Genomic DNA, 16,567 nt, shown 5'->3' with positions numbered 1-16,567 from the left:
ATAAAAGGCTTTTCTTTATTAGAAATCATAATAGTGATAGTTTTAATCTCTATAATAACGGTTTTTGCTATTCCTAAATTTAGTCAAATAAATGACAAAACTCATATAACAACTTTAAAATCAGAACTTTCTTTAATCCGTTTTGGAGTTGCAAAATCAAAAAATCAAAAAGTTCTATTATTAGATAATCAAAAAATAAATAGTTTAGATGATGCTTCAATAAATAAAAAAAATGAAAAACTTTTTACTAAAGTTATTGATTTTGACATTATTTCTACAGATTTAAATGAAAAAAAAATAGGAAGTTGGGCTAAAACTTCATCGAATAGTTACTATTTTTATACATCTACTAATCCTTTTTTGTTTACTTTAGAAGAGGGTGTTTTTTTGTGTAAAAGTGAAGAAAAATTATGTAAAGAGATTGAATAGTGTTTTATTATGAAGTTGCTTTATTAAAATCCCCTTTAAATAATCTTACTTTTCAAAATGAAGAGAAAATAGATATTGGTTCAAAAGTTTTTATAAAATTAAGAAATAGAAAAGTCTTAGATGAAGCTGTTATTATAAAAGAGGTTGAAAAACCAACTTTTGATTGTACAAATATAAGTGAAATTACAAATCAATTTTATGATGAAAAAATGCTTCAAATAGCAAGTTTTATTTCTACTTATTATGTTTGTTCAATTGGTGAAGCTTTAAGTGTTTATAATCCTTTTGATAAAAATATAGAAAAAATTTCAAACGAAGAGAAATTTGATAGTAAAATTGTTTTATCTTCTTTACAACAAAAAGCTAAAGAGTTTTTAGATGAAAAAAAACAGGCTCTACTTTTTGCAAATACAGGAGCTGGCAAAACTGAAATTTACATAAAAATTATAGAAGAACATCTAAATCAAAATAGACAAGCAGTTTTACTTATGCCTGAAATATCTTTAACTCCTCAAATGCAAAAGAGATTGGAAAAAGTTTTTGGTAAAAGTGTTGCTATTTGGCACTCAAAAATCACAAAAAAGAAAAAAATTGAGATTTTAAAAGGTTTACAAGAAGGAACTATAAGATTAATCGCAGGTGCAAGATCAGCTCTGTTTTTACCTTATTTTAATCTTGGAGTTATTGTTGTAGATGAAGAGCATGATGATTCATATAAAAGTGATTCAAAACCAAGATTAAATACTAAAGATTTAGCAATTTATATAGCTAAAAAATATAACTTACAACTAGTTTTAGGAAGTGCAACTGTAAGTAGTAGTTCTTTTCATAAAATACCATTTTTTAGACTAAATGAGACTTTTCATAAAACAAAGAAAGTTTATAGTTTTGATGATAGTCAATCAAATTTATCTTCTAAAATTATAGAAAAAATAGAAAAAACTATAAAAGATAAAAATCAAGTAATTGTATTTTTACCTACACGTGCAAATTTTAAATATCAGATTTGTACAACTTGTGGAAAATCTGTTGAGTGTCCTTTTTGTTCGGTTTCTATGAGTTTACATAAAAATGATTTGGCATTAAAGTGCCATTATTGTGGATATACTCAAAAAATACCTGATTCTTGTCCTTCTTGTAATAGTGGAATTATTCATAATTTACGAGTTGGAACGGCACAAATTGAGGAGGAGTTGAAATTTCATTTTCCAAATATCAAAATAAAAAGATTTGATAGGGATGAAATCAAAACAGATAATCAATTAAAAACAGTTTTAAACGAGTTTAATGATGGAAAAATTGATATTTTAGTGGGAACTCAAATGCTTTCAAAAGGGCATGATTATCATAATGTAAAACTAGCAGTTGTTCTTGGAATTGATTCAGTTTTAAATATGAACTCTTATAAATCTAGGGAAAAAGCTTTGTCTTTATTGATTCAAATATCAGGAAGAAGTGGAAGAAGTGGTGAGGGTGAAGTAATAATTCAAACAAAAAATCAAGAGTTTTTTAGTCATTACTTAAATGAATCAAATTATGAAGAGTTTTTAAAAAGTGAATTAGAGTTTCGTCAAGATTTTTATCCACCATTTTTAAAAATGGCAAAAGTGATTTTTTCAAGTTCAAATGGCTTAAAAGTAAAAGATGAAATGGAAGATTATGCAAAGATTTTTAAAGATAATAAACAAATAGAAGTTGTTGGTTTTGGACAAAGTCCTATTTTTAAAATGGCAAATAAATATAGGTATGAAATTCTTCTTCGTTCAAATAATATAAAAGCACTTTTAAATGCTTTACACTCCATAAATTCACCAAATGCTACAATAGATATGGATACGATTTATTAATTAACCTTATATTAGTCAAGTTTATTGTAAAATACGCAAAAATTTAATAGGAGAACTAATGGCTTATACAAAAGATGAATTTAAACAATTAGTAGATGATATTCAATCACAATCTTGGTACAAAAATCCAATCGGATTTGGTATTGCAAGAGTTGATAGAGGACAATTAAACAAAGATAAAATACTTCAAGCAACTTTCCCTTTGATAAATTGGAATGAAAATTTTGGAAGTGCAGCAGTATTATTAAACGCTTTAAAAGTAGCTGGTGAAAACGTAGATACTTCAAAATCAGAATTAGTATGCAAAATAAGTGATGAGTTTTTAACTTCTTGTATTGAAGCTTTTAGACCATTTATTCCTGAAGCTAAAGGTGAAGCACATAAAAATGTTCAAGTTATATCAACACTTGCATCTTTACCAATTGATTCAGGATTAAGTGCTGATGATTATAGAGTTGTATTTATTTTTGAAGACGCAGCACCTGAAAGTACAGAAGCTGTATATTTAAAGCTTTATGCCCTTTCAACTGGAAAAGCAGCTTTAAGAAGCTTAAACTTAAATGGTGCATTTGGAAAACTACATAATTGCGCATGGGTTGGAAATCAACCAATCGAGCTTGACTGGTTAAGAGCAAATGAAATCGTATTAAAACTTTCTGGAAAATATCCAAATATTGATTTCGTTGATAAATTCCCAAGATTATTACAACATGTAATTTTAGCTGATAATACAAGAATATTAGAAACTTCAAAAGTTAGAATGGGAGCTCAATTAGCAGCTGGAACAACTGTTATGCCAGGTGCTGCTTATATCAACTTCAACGCTGGAACTTTAGGTGCTGTTATGGTTGAAGGAAGAATCTCTTCAAGTGCTGTTGTTGGAGCTGGTTCAGATGTTGGTGGAGGAGCTTCAATTCTAGGAGTTCTATCAGGAACTGATGGTGTGCCTGTAACTATTGGAGAAAATACACTTTTAGGTGCTAACTCTTGTACAGGAACAGCAATTGGTGATGGTTGTATTTTAGATGCAGGTGTTACAATTTTACCAGGAACTAAAATCACTCTTTCTGATAAAGCTGTTGAGCAATTAAAAGCAATAAATCCAGGAAAAGAGATTTCAAATGTTATGAAAGGAAGTGACTTCCAAGGAGTAAATGGAGTTCACTTTAGAGTAAATTCAAGTACAGGTCAAACTATCGCTATGAGAAGTACAAGAGAAGTTAAATTAAACGCTGATTTACACTAATCTTCTTTTATTTTACTATCAAAAGGTAAGAGTTTTTTCTCTTACCTTTTTTTATTTCTACTATTAAATTCCCAACCTAAGTAATTCACCTAGTTTATAATTTCAATATATAAACAATAGGAGAATGAAATGAGTTTAGATACAAAAAAAGATGATTTATTTGATTTACAAACAATCTTGTCAAAAATTGGAAAAGTTGCTGGTTATGTTAAAGTTTTTAGTCTTGATGATAATATTGCTTTAGATGTTCAAAATGAATTTTCTAATGAATTAAAAAGTGCTAAAGGTGTTTGGATAGAGTTTGAAATCTTACCTACTGTTTCAATCTTTACAATAAATGATATTATGAGTTTTTTCAATGAAAAAATAGATGAAGATTGTGAAATAATCTTTAAAACTACAATCAATGAAAATATGCCAGAAAATAAGGTTAAATGTAAAATACTTTTTACTGGATTAGTCTAAAATTATAAATTTTTTTATATTTTATAAAAAGAGTCATTTGTGAGTCATTTGATTGATATAATAATTGCTAAATTATTATTAAAGAATAAAATGAATTTTCAAAATAAAATAAATAGATTATCACTAATACTAGAACTATTAAGTAAAGGCTATGAGTTATCAACTCCTAGTCTTGTAGAAAGATTTGGTGTTTCTAAAAAAATTATTCAAACTGATTTTAAAGAGTATATTTTACCTTTATTTGTAGATGATAAAATCTATTATGATTACTCTTCAAAAACTTATAAAGCAAAAAATAACTTTCTAACAAAAACTTTGTTTAGTGCAGATGAATTATCAATTATTGCTATATTAAAAAACAAATCAAAAGATAAATATAGCGATGTTGATTTATCCCCAAAAGTTGATAGTTTATTTTTAAAATTTGAAGATGAATTAACTAATAAACTATATCAAACAAGCTCAATTGAAAAAATAGATAACTTTAAAAATGAAATAATTCAGATTAAAAATGCAGTTGAATCAAAATCTATTATCAAATGCTTTTATAATGGTAAAAATAGAGAAATATATCCTCTAAAGATTCTTAATCTTGAAGGATTTTGGTATCTAATCATATATGAACCAAATGATAATAAAATCAAAACTTTCCACCTAAATACTATAAAAAATATAGAAGTTCTAAATACTCACTTTTCATTCGATGAAGAAAAAATCAAAACCTTTGATAATGCAATAAGTGCTTACTATAAACCAAATAATGAATCTATTTTAGTTCAACTTTTTATAGATTCAAAAGTATCAAGATATTTTTTAAGAAAACCACTAAATAAAACCCAAAGAATACTGAAAACCTATGATGATGAATCAGTTGATTTAGAACTAACTATTACAGACTATATGGAAATAATTCCAACTATTCAAAGATATATTCCTTTTATTGGTGTGATTGAACCTGATGAGTTGAAAATGAAAGTTAAAAGTAATATTGATTTGTATTTGAAAAGGTTTGAGTGATGGAGTTTGGGGATTTAGTGATGGTAAGATTTTGTAAATTAAAAAGGAATTGTTGAAATGAGTGATAAAAATATAGATTTTAGAGAACTAGAAAATGCTTTAATAAAGTTATATGGAAAAATTGAAATTATTGAAGAGCTTCAAAAACATAGAGGAGATAAGTTTAATATCTTTTCTATTTTAAAAATGGAAAGATTAGAAGTTGATACCCATTCAGCTTTTATATATGAACTTATAAATCCGAATGGAACACATTTTCAAGGCAATAAATATTTGGAGATATTTATTGAGGAAGTTTTAAATATTAAAGATTTTGATTTTAATAATATAAAAGTTGGTAGAGAAACATTAACGGATACTTCAAGAAGAATAGATTTTACAATAGAAAACAAAGATTACTATATTGCAATTGAAATGAAAATAGATGCAACAGATCAAGAAAATCAATTAAGTGATTATTATAAATATAGTATAAAACAAAATAAAGAATTTTCAAAGGTTTACTATTTAACTTTAGATGGTAGAGATTCGACAGAAAATAGTTTTAAAAAATATGAAAAAATCTCTTTTCAATTGGATATATTGAATTTTATAGAAAAATCTATTGAAAAAAGTGCTAATTTACCAATAATAAGGGAAAGTCTAATTCAATATAAAAATTTGATACTAAAAATTACAAATCAAACAACAGAGGAATTACAAATGGAAAGCATAAAATTCATAAATACTCCAGAAATGGCAAAATCAGCGACAATTATGTCAAAAAATCTAGCTTATGCTTGGGCAGAAAGAGAGTTTTTATTTTGGAAAAAATTGGAAGAAAAAGTATTTACATATATTGAAAATAAAGATTGGAAATTTGAGATATCAGATGTTTTTTTCAATGAATATGATGAAAATTACAATGAATCTCAAGAGGATGTAATCAATAAAATAATAAATATTAGAAATAAATCATCAGATTGTATATCTTTTGATTTAATAAAAGATGATTTTTATTTTAAAATATATTCTTATTCTAGTTGTAATTTTAGATATCAAATTTTTTTTGATAATTCAAAAGATATATCTCTAATTTCTAATAAAATAAATTTTAAATATAGAGAAGGGAAATTAAGATATAAAGATTCAAATATAAAATTAAATTTTTCTAAAGATTATAAAGAAGAACCAACTTATGATATTTTTGATGATAAGAAATTAGATGAAATTGTTGAAAATATTTTTAATGAAATAAAAAGCTATATGGATATTATTGTTAAAGAATTAAACTAAAGGTAAAACAAAATGGAAAATAAACTTGATAGTTGTATTAAAAATCTATTAGAAAATGTAGTTTCATATAAAGATAGAAATAGTTATTTAGAAAATAGTTTAATATATAAAATTATGGAAAATCAAGAGATGTGTTCAAAAGAAAGTTTTTTTTCATATTTTAAAGAAGAGGGTGAAATTTTTGAACAAATAATAGAAGAGATAAATTTTGAAGAGTTCCAAAATGTAAAAACTTTGTTGTTAAATTGTATTTCAAGTAGTGAAGAAGAATTAATTGATTTTTATGCTAATGGTTTTTTAGATGATTTGAATAAATTTAATAAAGAATCCAATATACATTTAGCCAATATTATTATCAAAGATATAGATAAAATATTTTTTAACCTAGTTTATCAAAAGAATTAATTTTAAAATGTTGAATGAACTTCAAATAGTAAATAATAGACTTAAAAAATTACAAGATAAACTTTTAAGTGAAGCAATTAAACTTGATAAAGAACTTTTAAAAAGAGTATCAAATAAAAATGATTTTTTATTTGATTATGAAATTGAACTTACTATTTCATTTTATCTTAAAGAAGATGAGGAAAATGTTTTTTCAAGTATTGAAGAACATTTAAAAAAACATATCTCTAAATAAAGACCAACATATTTGGAGATGGAGTGAAAATCATAATGAATTTTTTGGTAGAACAGACCATTTTATGAAAAATGAATATCATTGTTGGTGGTTTCATTGTTTATATGACCATAATAATTTAGAATTTGAGGATATATTAAAAATAGGAAAAATTTGGAGTGATATAAAAGTTTATTATCAGTATCTTGAAGAATAAATTTAAAAGAAAATGTATAGTTAGTAAGAAGAAATAAACCTTCGAAATAAAAATTTACTCTAATCAACATATAACCCACATTATCATATAATCCTAACCTTAAAAAATAGAAAAACATACAAAAGAAGAATCATGATAGAACTAGTAAACATATCAAAAAGTTATCCAACAAATGAGCTTTATAGCGAACTTGAGTTAAGACTAAATGCTGGAAATAAAGTAGGATTAGTTGGAAGAAATGGAAGTGGAAAATCGACACTTTTTAAGTTGATTTTAGGAGAAGAACAACCAGATAGTGGAGAAATTGCAATTCCTAAAAATTATAAAATTGGTGCTTTAAAGCAATATTTTGATTTTACAGAGAAAACTCTTCTTGATGAAACAGCTTTAGCTTTAGGAGAAGATGATAAATACAATATCTATAAAGCTGAAAAGATTTTATTTGGTCTTGGATTTACTCAAGATGATTTAGAAAAAGCTCCAAAAGAGTTTTCAGGTGGTTATCAAATCAGAATAAATCTTGCAAAACTTCTTTTAACAGAACCAAATATGTTATTACTTGATGAGCCTACAAACTACTTGGATATCTTATCTATTAGATGGCTAAAAGCTTTTCTAAAATCTTTTGAGGGAGAAGTAATTCTTATCACTCACGATAGAGATTTTATGGATAGCGTTTGTACTCATACTATGGGAATTATTAGAAAAAGTGCTTTTATGGTTCAAGGAAGCACACATAAATTCTATGAATTATTAGCAAGTAATGAAGAGCATTATGAAAAACAAAAAATAGCTCAAGAGAAAAAAATCAAAGAGCTTGAAGAGTTTATTGCTAAAAATAAAGCACGTGCTGCAACAGCAACCCTAGCACAATCAAAAGTAAAAATTCTTGAAAAAATGGAAGTTATGGAAGACTTACAATATGATTCAAATCTAAGTTTTAACTTCAATTATAAAGATACAGCAGCAAAATTTTTACTTGAAGTAAAAGATGTGAGTTTTGGATATACACCTGAAAATATTTTGTTTAAAGATATTTCTTTTGCTCTTAGTCGTGGTGAAACTCTTGGAATCATCGGGAAAAATGGTAAAGGAAAATCAACACTATTAAATGTAATTGCAGGAGAACTAAAAGCTTTAACTGGAACAATTGATTATCATACAAGTACAGTTTTTGGGCATTTTGGGCAAACAAATATTTCTCACCTAAATAAAAACAATACTATTATGGATGAAATTCACTCTACAAATGTAAAACTTCCTGAGTCAACTATTAGAGGAATTGCTGGATTGATGATGTTTAGTGGTGATAATGCTAAAAAGAAAATTTCACTTCTATCAGGGGGAGAAAAAAGTAGGGTAATGCTTGGAAAAATTATAGCAAAAGATGTAAACTTACTTTTTTTAGATGAGCCTACAAACCACCTTGATATGGATTCTATCGATGCACTTACAAATGCAATTAAAGCTTTTGAAGGTTCTTGTATTATTGTAACGCATAGTGAAGATTTATTAAGAGCAATTTGTGATAGATTGATTGTATTTACAAATGATGGAGCTGATTATTTCAATGGAACTTATGATGAGTTTTTAGAAAAAATTGGTTGGGAAGAAGATGACACAGTTGAAAAGAAAAAAGTTGAAAAACCAAAAGTAAATAAAAAAGAGAGTAAAAAATTAAGAGCTGCAATTGTTTCTGAAAAAAGTAAAGCAACAGCGCCACTTAAAAAAGAGATTCAAGATTTAGAAGAACAAATAGAAAAACTTGAAGATGCACTTGAAGATGCAAGAGTTAAACTTTCAAGAGATATTCCAAAAATTGAAAAAGAGATTGAACAAAAATTTGAATTGTTACAAGCAACTCAATTTAAACTTGATGATATGAATAAAGAGTTTGAAAGAAGAATGAACGAGGTTTAAGCTAATAATAGCTTAAAGCTCTTCGGAGTAAATAGTCTTAAAGAATCACTTTTAAGTGATTTTAACTCATTTGAAAATCCATTTTTACTAAAGATTACAAAGATATCTACATTTAAACCTGCACCTTTACAATCATCCATTAGTCTGTTTAATTCATTTTTTTTGATTTTAGAGTTTATATATTTGCAATTTCCTGCGATGATTTTTCCGCTTGTTGTTTTTGCAACTAAATCTATTTCTCTTTTTTCATCCCAATATTTTCCAAACTGTTTTATTGGGTCTTCACTTAATAAATCTCTGATAAATTCCATTGATAATTCTTCAAATACAAAGTTTCCAAATTCAGCTTGTTTATTTTCAAAAAGAGTATAAAATTCTTCATAATTTTTCTCTTTTATACCTTTATATATTGGAGAAACAAAAGCAAACCAAAATCTTAAAAATGGAGTTGTAAATAGTAGTTTTCTAGCAACTTTATCATCACCTCTTTTATTTGCTAAGTGATGTTGAGATGATTCAACTTCAATTATTCCTCTTTCTACTAATTTTTCAACACATTTTGAACCCTCTTCAAAACTTACAAAGGCTCTTTTAAAAGATGAATTAGTTCTTCTATCACCTTGAGCAATTCCTGTTAACACAGCATGGTCAACTTTATAACCACCCGTTAAACTATGAATTTCATTTCTTAATTGTAAATAGTTATTTAAAATATGTTGTTCTATTAGTTCAAGTAATGGTTTTTTTGTATCTATTTTTATATTTAAACCGCCAAATACTATAAAATATTGAACAGCTTTTTCCATATCTGTGATGTTGTTTTCTTTACAAAAAATTCTAAATTGATTTTTTGTTGATTGGTCTATTAAAATTATGGTAAATCCTTATTTTTTGTTATATTTTTGCAAAAAAGCATTAAATGAATTTGCAAATTGTTGTGCATCTTTTTGACTAAAAGGAGCTGGACCTTTTGTTATTTCTCCACTATCTCTTATTTCTTGCATTAAATTTCTAATTGCAAGATACTGTTTTATATTGTCTTGTGTATAAGTTGCACCTCTATGGTCAATAGCATGAGCATTTTTTTGTATAGTTCTATCAGCTAGTGGAATATCTGCTGTTATTACAAGGTCATTTTCTTCTAACATTTCAACTATTTTATCATCAGCTTCATTTTCTTTTGTATCAACAATGATATAACTAATATGTTTAGAAATACCTATATTGATTTTTTTATTTGCAATTACAATAGTATCTATTTTTTGTTTTTCAATTGCTCTTAATATAATCGGTTTTAGCAAATTTGGAAAAGCATCACCATCTATAAAAAGTCTCATTATAATTTGATTAACTCTCTTGGATTGATGTGAGAAGAGTCTTTTGTAACTTGAAACATTAAGCTATTATCAACACGTCCAACAACATAACCTTGTTTAATCCATTTACCAACTACTAAAGTAGGTGATATTTCATCTAAATGAGAGTAAATTGTATGTAGTCCACCTTCGTGTTGAATTATCACAACATTATCAAGCATTCCAGCATTTTTTTTAGCATATACAACTTTACCATTTAAAACTGATACAACTTTTGATTTAGGTTCATTACTTTTTAAAACAATTGATTCATTAAAGAGTTTTATTTTATAAACAGGATCATAATATGTACCAAAATTTTTGATTATTTTAAATGATTTTAAAGGTGCTATAGTTTTTTGTCCTTTATAACTTACTATTTTTATACCTTCTGTAGATGAACCAATTTTCCTAACATCTAAATTTAAATCTTTTGCAAATTTTTGATTTCTAACATCAGCTGTTTGAATCTCTTCAGTTTCATTTTCTGTTACAACTTCTTTTTTATTCTCTTTTTTCTTAGCAAGAAGTTCTTGTAGTTTTCTTCTTTTTTCTTCTTCTCTTTGAGCAGCTTTTCTATCTTCTTCTTCTTTTAATATATTTAATTCTGCAAGAAGAGTTTTTAATGATTCTTGTTGTTTAACTACTTTATTTAATTCTTCTTGATAAGATTTATGTTGTTCTTCTAAACTAGATAATGAAGAAGAGTGTTTTTGTTTTAAGTTGGTTAATTTATCTTTTGTTTTTTGTCTATTTTCAATATATGATGAGATTTTTTCTATCTCTTTTTGATTAACTTTTGTTGACGAAGATACAGCATCATAATTACTATTTAGTTTTGTTACTTTTTCTTTTGAGTGTTCAGATAAAAGAGTATAAATCTCACTATCTATTAACTCTTGTAGACTATTTTCAGATGCTAATTTTAATGCCATTGATATTGAAAATTCTTCAATAATAGTATTTACTATCTCTTCTTCATTATTGTTTTTTTCTTTTATTAGTTCAGTAGATTTTGATTTTAATTCTAAAAGTTTATTTTTTTGCTCTTCAAGTAATTTTTGATGTTGATCAATATCTTCATTTATCTGTTTTATATCTTTTTCAAGATTTATAATATTATTATTTTGAGCTTCAATTTTATCTGCTAATTCTTTGATTTTTAGGTTTGTAGTCTCTTTTTTTTCACTACTTGAATTTAAGATTTCTTTATTTTGTTTAATCTTTTTATCAATATTAGAAGAGAATATTATACTATTTAATAAAATTAGTAGAAAAAATATTTTAATCATTGTTTATCTTATACTTTAATAATACACCAAAAATTGTAAAAATCGATATACTGAAAGATAATAAAAAGATTTTTACTAACTCAACACCTAAATTTATTTCTACATCCACAATATCTTGAAGTTCTAAAGGAAATAAAACGTCAATATTATTTGAAACATAAAATAAAAACCCAGCAGAAATTATAAATGATAAAAATGAACTAAATAATGCATAATTTAAAATAGATGAAGCACTATATAAAATTGAAGCACCATGTAGCCTTAATATCGATATTTTAACATTATGCTCATGAAACCATAATTTAATCTGCTTTGCAATAATTATTATAGCAAATAGAGTAATAATAAAAAATAATATGAAAGATACACTATTTAATAAAAGTAATAATAAATATGTTTGATTATGATTTTTGTAAAATACTTCTACTTTTTTAATATTTTTATTTTTTAATAATGTTTGTTTAATCTCTTCTAACTCACTACTTGTTGGAAAAATTTCCAAATAAATTTGATAAAAGTTTGGTAATTTTTGTTTTAGTAATTCAATTGAATTATCAGATAAACTAGATTTTATTCCAGCAACAATTTTATCATTTGGTAAAGCTTGAATTCTTTCTACTTTTATTCCAGCTAATTCCGAAATATTCTCTTTTATTATAGGAACATTTGAAACAATTACAATAGAATAATCCCTTGAAATTTTAGATTTGTAATCATCAACTACATTATTTATTAGTAAATATATAGAAAAAGCTATCAACATAGATAGTAATGGAATAAAAAAAGCTAAGATATTCTTAAGAGACTTCATAAATTATTCCATCCTCTATAGATAGCTGTCTAAATTTAATTCCTAAATTTTTAGGAACTCTGTGAGTTACAACAACAACAGTAATACCTAGTTGTTCATTAGCACCTTTGAGTAAATTCCACACAACTTCAGCAGAATAATCATCAAGATTTCCCGTTGGTTCATCGGCAATGATAATTTTAGGATTATGTGCAAGTGCACGTGCTACAGCAACTCTTTGCTGTTCTCCACCACTTAATTCATTTGGATGATAACCAGCTCTATGACTCAATCTTACGTGAGCTAAAAGTTTATTTGCCTGATCTCTTGAAACTTCATGTGTATAGCCATTTATTTTAAGAGGTATCATTATATTTTCTTCGATTGTAAACTCATTTACCAATTTATAATCTTGAAAAATAATTCCAATATCTTTTCTAAGAAGTCTTAACTTTTTTCCTTTTATTCCAAAAACTTCTTGATTTTCTATTTTTAAACTTCCATGTTTTAAAGGAATATCTCCATAAAATGATTTTAATAGAGTTGATTTTCCACTTCCAGAGTTTCCACCAATAAAGATAAACTCTTTAGATTTTATAGAAAAATTTCCTTTTTTTATAATGTATTTATTATCATCGTATGTAAGGTAAATATTCTTAGCTTCTATCATTTACTTAAAATCTCTTTTAATTTTTTATGTGCATTTATATTTGAACTTGTTGGAAGAGGATTTCCTTGATAATAAGAGATAAATCCATCTTTAACTAAAAGATATTTAGTTACTGGTCTATCAAAATTACCCATTGTTACTTTTATCAATCCTGAATTTTCCATATTCTCTATAATATATAATTCTTCAACATGAACAAAATAGTTTTTTTCAATAATTGATTTTGTAGGAATTGACGTTAGAATTTTACTAAAATCAATTTTAAATTCAAAAGAAAAATCAACATTCAAGTCTATTTTTTCATCTTCATTCCAAGATTCTAAAGTAACATCGTAGATATTTTTTCCTTGTTTTTTCCATCTATCTTCATATTTACTTGATACTGCTAAATCTTTATTAATATCAATTGTTATTCTTCCTTTTGGAAGTTTTGTCAAAACTTCTGTAGAAAAATCAAAATATTTTCTACTATCAGTTCTAAGCTCTAATGTTCCACCAATTTTTAAAACTCTTAAAGCTTCATTTACAAATTCATCTGAATAGATTCTTCTATGAGGTTTTTTATCCCAAGGAACTGGAAAATGTACGAATATTTTTCCTACTTTATTTGATTCTATAAATTCCATAAATAATCTTGCATCATAATTTACAACTAAAACATTTGTGATATTTTGAAGTTCAAGTTGTTTTAGAAGTTGTTCAATCGAAGGATAGTGAATTTCAAGACCAATAAATTGAATATCTGGATTTGTTTTTGCTTGATGTAAAAGATGTCTTCCACTTCCAAAACCTATCTCTATTTGAATCTCTTTATTTGTTTTAAAATCATTAACAAAATAGTTTATATCTTTTAAATACTCATGAACTGTATCTTCTTTCACAATAAGATTATTTGTATTAGAAAATAAAACTTTTGCATTATTTAATTCAACATAAGCATTTAAAGCACCTTTTATAAGTGCTACAGGAGAAATTCTTGTAACCTTATCAGCTTTAATCATAAAGTTTTCATCTTTTGGTTTTAAAGATAACATAAACTCTTTATTTTGATTTTTTACGGCAACTCTATACTCTGTTTTTCTCTCTTTTTGAGTAAAATTATAAGACTTTGCAATAAAATCAAATTCAATATCATTCTTTATAGAAGGAACTCTAATTAAATCATTTTTTTCAAATAATATGTGTGGCATCTATCTTCTTATTGTTGATTTTTTGATTTTGGTATAACTAATTTAGCTTCATTTGTATTATCAGAAATTAAACCAAATTCATCATTTGCTTGAATAGAGTATTTATACTCAACTCCACTTATAATATCATTATCTTCAAATCTTAAATCAGTTATATTATTGAATTTAACTAATTTATGTTCAAAAAAATTAATTTTTATTTTTTTATGTACATTATATGATGTGGCTCTATTATCTCCTGCTCTCCAGTTTAATATAGCTTTATTACCTTGAATTTGAGCCAATGTTAAAATAGGTTTAGCAGGTTTTGGAAGAGTTATTCCTTTTACAGGTTTAATGTCAAACGAACTTCCTAAATTATCTTTATCAATAGCGATAACTTTATAATAATAAACTCTACCATCATCGTCTACTTTATCAGTAAATTCTAAAGTTTTAGCATCAACAGTTCCTATATTTTTATATCCAAAAGATTCATAAGAACTTCTATGAATATCATATTTTATGACATCAGAAGTAGTTGAAGCATCCCAAGCTAAAAATATTTTTTTAGGAATATTATTTGAAACCCTAACATTTTTTGCTCCCAAAGGTAAAGGTTTTGTTTTTGCTGTAACAGGAGGTGTTGGAGCTGATTCTACGTGATTAAATGTAAAAGCTTTAAGTCTATATTTATGAGTAGAATTATTATCTAATCCTGTATCTATGTACTCAACAGATAATCTTTGATTTATAGTTTTTAGGTGTATCCATTCATTCAAAGTAGTATTGAATTTTTCAATTCTATAATATTCAATTCTATGATCAGGATGTGGTCTCCACACCAATTTTACTCTATTTGGTAAATTTGATATAGCTTGAAGAAAACTAACAGGAACTATTCTTGGAAGAGTTTGAGCAATATATGCATCAGTTGTAGGTGATTCTGTTCCATCTGCTAATCTTGCAGATATTTGATAAGCATATTTTGTATTTGGTTCTAAATCTTTATCAACAAAATGAGTAGAATATCTATTATTTATTGATTTAATAAGATTTAGAGTTTTACTACCTTTTTGTAAATCTGTTCTGTAAAAGTTATAACCCACAACTTTTGGGTCATTTACTCTTTTCCATTCAAATCCAATAGATGTTATATCAGAAATAGATTTTATAGAATTAAAATCTACACTTTCGATATTTTGGTTAATTTTTGGTTTTGAAGGAGTATTAAGATTATCAAATATATTAGTACAACCACTAGAAAGAAGTAGTAAAACTGCCAATGATGTTGCTTTCATTAATTTTATCACTGATATTCTCCTTTTGAAAGTTTTTATTTAAGAAATTGTTTATATCTTCTGGTAAATTTGCTTTGAAACTCATTTGCTTATTTGTAATTGGGTGAGTTAAATAAAGATAATAAGCATGCAAATAAAATCTATTTATTTTATTTAATTCGCCCTTAAAACCATATAAATTATCTCCAAGTATATGCCTATTTATCGAACTTAAGTGGACTCTTATTTGATGAGTTCTTCCTGTAAAAAGTTTACAAGCAATTAATTCTATTTTTTCATTATCACTTAAAGCAATTTTTGAAAAAGCAGATTTTGCGTTTCTTCCGTTTTCTTCAATAGACATTTTTAGTCTATTATTTGGATTTCTTCCTATTGGTTTTTCGATAAAAAGGTTCTCTTTTAATGGCATATCAATAAGTGCTAAATAGTATCTTCCCATTGATTTTTCTTCAAGTTGTTTAGATAAACCAGTATGAGCTTCATTTGTTTTTGCTACAACCATAACACCACTTGTCCCTTTATCGAGTCTATGAACAATTCCATGTCTTTCTTCACCACTTAAAGTTGATAAAGAGATATTATTTAGTTTTAACCAATCCACTAAAGTAGCATCTTTTACACTAGGTGCATCATGAACTGTGAGATTATAAGGTTTATTTACAACTAAAATGTGATCATCTTCATAAATTATTTCAACATTTTTATTTTCTAATGAATCTTTTACGAAAATTTCATCTTTTTTTGTATTTAATTCAGCTTGTGGAAAGTGAACATCAACTAATTGATTTTCTTTTAATTTAAGTCCTGTTTTACTTACAATTTTACCATCTACTTTTACGTACTCTTTTTTTATTAATTGTTCGATTTGATTCCTTGAAGCATCTATTTTTGATGCAAGAAATTTATCTAATCTATTTTCTTCATTTACAATAAAATTTTTATCCATATTTAGATA

At 25.7% G+C, this 16,567-nt stretch carries 18 protein-coding genes; 10 read left to right on the top strand and 8 right to left on the bottom strand.

Annotated features, from left to right (window positions below):
* The 10 genes from AAQM_RS08030 to AAQM_RS07990 all read left to right on the top strand — a co-directional run bounded on the left by AAQM_RS08030 (position 1) and on the right by AAQM_RS07990 (position 9,035).
* Complete coding sequence (locus AAQM_RS08030) at positions 1–429, top strand: prepilin-type N-terminal cleavage/methylation domain-containing protein (protein WP_129095302.1); 429 nt, start codon at positions 1–3, stop codon at positions 427–429.
* Entirely contained in the window at positions 429–2,276 is a 1,848-nt protein-coding gene (locus tag AAQM_RS08025; protein WP_129095303.1) for a primosomal protein N', read from the top strand. Before AAQM_RS08030 ends, AAQM_RS08025 begins: the two co-directional genes overlap by 1 nt.
* A 58-nt stretch (positions 2,277–2,334) precedes the next feature.
* Positions 2,335–3,522, top strand: coding sequence for a tetrahydrodipicolinate N-succinyltransferase N-terminal domain-containing protein (locus AAQM_RS08020; protein WP_129095304.1), 1,188 nt, complete (start codon positions 2,335–2,337; stop codon positions 3,520–3,522).
* Between the two features lie 129 nt (positions 3,523–3,651).
* Positions 3,652–3,987, top strand: coding sequence for an FtsZ/tubulin family protein (locus AAQM_RS08015; protein ID WP_129095305.1), 336 nt, complete (start codon positions 3,652–3,654; stop codon positions 3,985–3,987).
* A 39-nt stretch (positions 3,988–4,026) separates the two neighbouring features.
* The gene (locus AAQM_RS08010; RefSeq protein ID WP_129095306.1) at positions 4,027–5,004 is read left to right on the top strand and encodes a helix-turn-helix transcriptional regulator; all 978 of its coding nucleotides are present in this window, start codon (positions 4,027–4,029) and stop codon (positions 5,002–5,004) included.
* A 57-nt stretch (positions 5,005–5,061) separates the two neighbouring features.
* Entirely contained in the window at positions 5,062–6,279 is a 1,218-nt protein-coding gene (locus AAQM_RS08005; protein WP_129095307.1) for a PDDEXK-like family protein, read from the top strand.
* Between the two features lie 12 nt (positions 6,280–6,291).
* Positions 6,292–6,684 (top strand): hypothetical protein, encoded by a 393-nt coding sequence (locus AAQM_RS08000; RefSeq protein WP_129095308.1) that lies wholly within the window; start codon positions 6,292–6,294, stop codon positions 6,682–6,684.
* Positions 6,685–6,691: 7 nt separating this feature from the next.
* Entirely contained in the window at positions 6,692–6,919 is a 228-nt protein-coding gene (locus AAQM_RS07995; protein WP_129095309.1) for a hypothetical protein, read from the top strand.
* 64 nt (positions 6,920–6,983) lie between these two features.
* Entirely contained in the window at positions 6,984–7,115 is a 132-nt protein-coding gene (locus tag AAQM_RS12800; protein ID WP_268878215.1) for a hypothetical protein, read from the top strand.
* 132 nt (positions 7,116–7,247) lie between these two features.
* Positions 7,248–9,035: an ABC-F family ATP-binding cassette domain-containing protein gene (locus tag AAQM_RS07990; protein ID WP_129095310.1), complete on the top strand. Its 1,788-nt coding sequence runs from the start codon at positions 7,248–7,250 to the stop codon at positions 9,033–9,035.
* Here AAQM_RS07990 and AAQM_RS07985 read toward each other — a convergent pair.
* The 8 genes from AAQM_RS07985 to AAQM_RS07950 all read right to left on the bottom strand — a co-directional run bounded on the left by AAQM_RS07985 (position 9,032) and on the right by AAQM_RS07950 (position 16,558).
* Positions 9,032–9,841: a DUF234 domain-containing protein gene (locus AAQM_RS07985; RefSeq protein WP_171920695.1), complete on the bottom strand. Its 810-nt coding sequence runs from the start codon at positions 9,839–9,841 to the stop codon at positions 9,032–9,034. The genes AAQM_RS07990 and AAQM_RS07985 overlap by 4 nt on opposite strands.
* A gap of 78 nt (positions 9,842–9,919) precedes the next feature.
* Positions 9,920–10,372, bottom strand: a complete 453-nt coding sequence (locus AAQM_RS07980) for a YaiI/YqxD family protein (protein ID WP_171920694.1) — start codon at positions 10,370–10,372, stop codon at positions 9,920–9,922.
* Positions 10,372–11,682, bottom strand: coding sequence for a murein hydrolase activator EnvC family protein (locus AAQM_RS07975; RefSeq protein WP_129095313.1), 1,311 nt, complete (start codon positions 11,680–11,682; stop codon positions 10,372–10,374). The genes AAQM_RS07980 and AAQM_RS07975 overlap by 1 nt, the downstream gene beginning before the upstream one ends.
* Positions 11,675–12,493: a cell division protein FtsX gene (locus tag AAQM_RS07970; protein ID WP_129095314.1), complete on the bottom strand. Its 819-nt coding sequence runs from the start codon at positions 12,491–12,493 to the stop codon at positions 11,675–11,677. Before AAQM_RS07970 ends, AAQM_RS07975 begins: the two co-directional genes overlap by 8 nt.
* Positions 12,480–13,142 carry a cell division ATP-binding protein FtsE gene (locus tag AAQM_RS07965; RefSeq protein ID WP_128986745.1) on the bottom strand — a complete coding sequence of 221 codons (663 nt, stop codon included), beginning with the start codon at positions 13,140–13,142 and terminating at the stop codon, positions 12,480–12,482. The genes AAQM_RS07970 and AAQM_RS07965 overlap by 14 nt, the downstream gene beginning before the upstream one ends.
* Complete coding sequence (gene trmB / locus AAQM_RS07960) at positions 13,139–14,332, bottom strand: tRNA (guanosine(46)-N7)-methyltransferase TrmB (protein WP_129095315.1); 1,194 nt, start codon at positions 14,330–14,332, stop codon at positions 13,139–13,141. The genes AAQM_RS07965 and trmB overlap by 4 nt, the downstream gene beginning before the upstream one ends.
* An 8-nt stretch (positions 14,333–14,340) precedes the next feature.
* Positions 14,341–15,624, bottom strand: a complete 1,284-nt coding sequence (locus AAQM_RS07955; RefSeq protein WP_228254523.1) for a fibronectin type III domain-containing protein — start codon at positions 15,622–15,624, stop codon at positions 14,341–14,343.
* On the bottom strand, positions 15,572–16,558 hold the full coding sequence (locus tag AAQM_RS07950) for an RluA family pseudouridine synthase (protein ID WP_129095316.1): 987 nt from the start codon (positions 16,556–16,558) through the stop codon (positions 15,572–15,574). The genes AAQM_RS07955 and AAQM_RS07950 overlap by 53 nt, the downstream gene beginning before the upstream one ends.
* Positions 16,559–16,567 lie beyond the last annotated feature (9 nt).

Origin of the sequence: Arcobacter aquimarinus (assembly GCF_013177635.1) — a bacterium.
Lineage (GTDB): Bacteria > Campylobacterota > Campylobacteria > Campylobacterales > Arcobacteraceae > Aliarcobacter > Aliarcobacter aquimarinus.
This window is presented reverse-complemented; position numbering and strand designations above follow the sequence as displayed.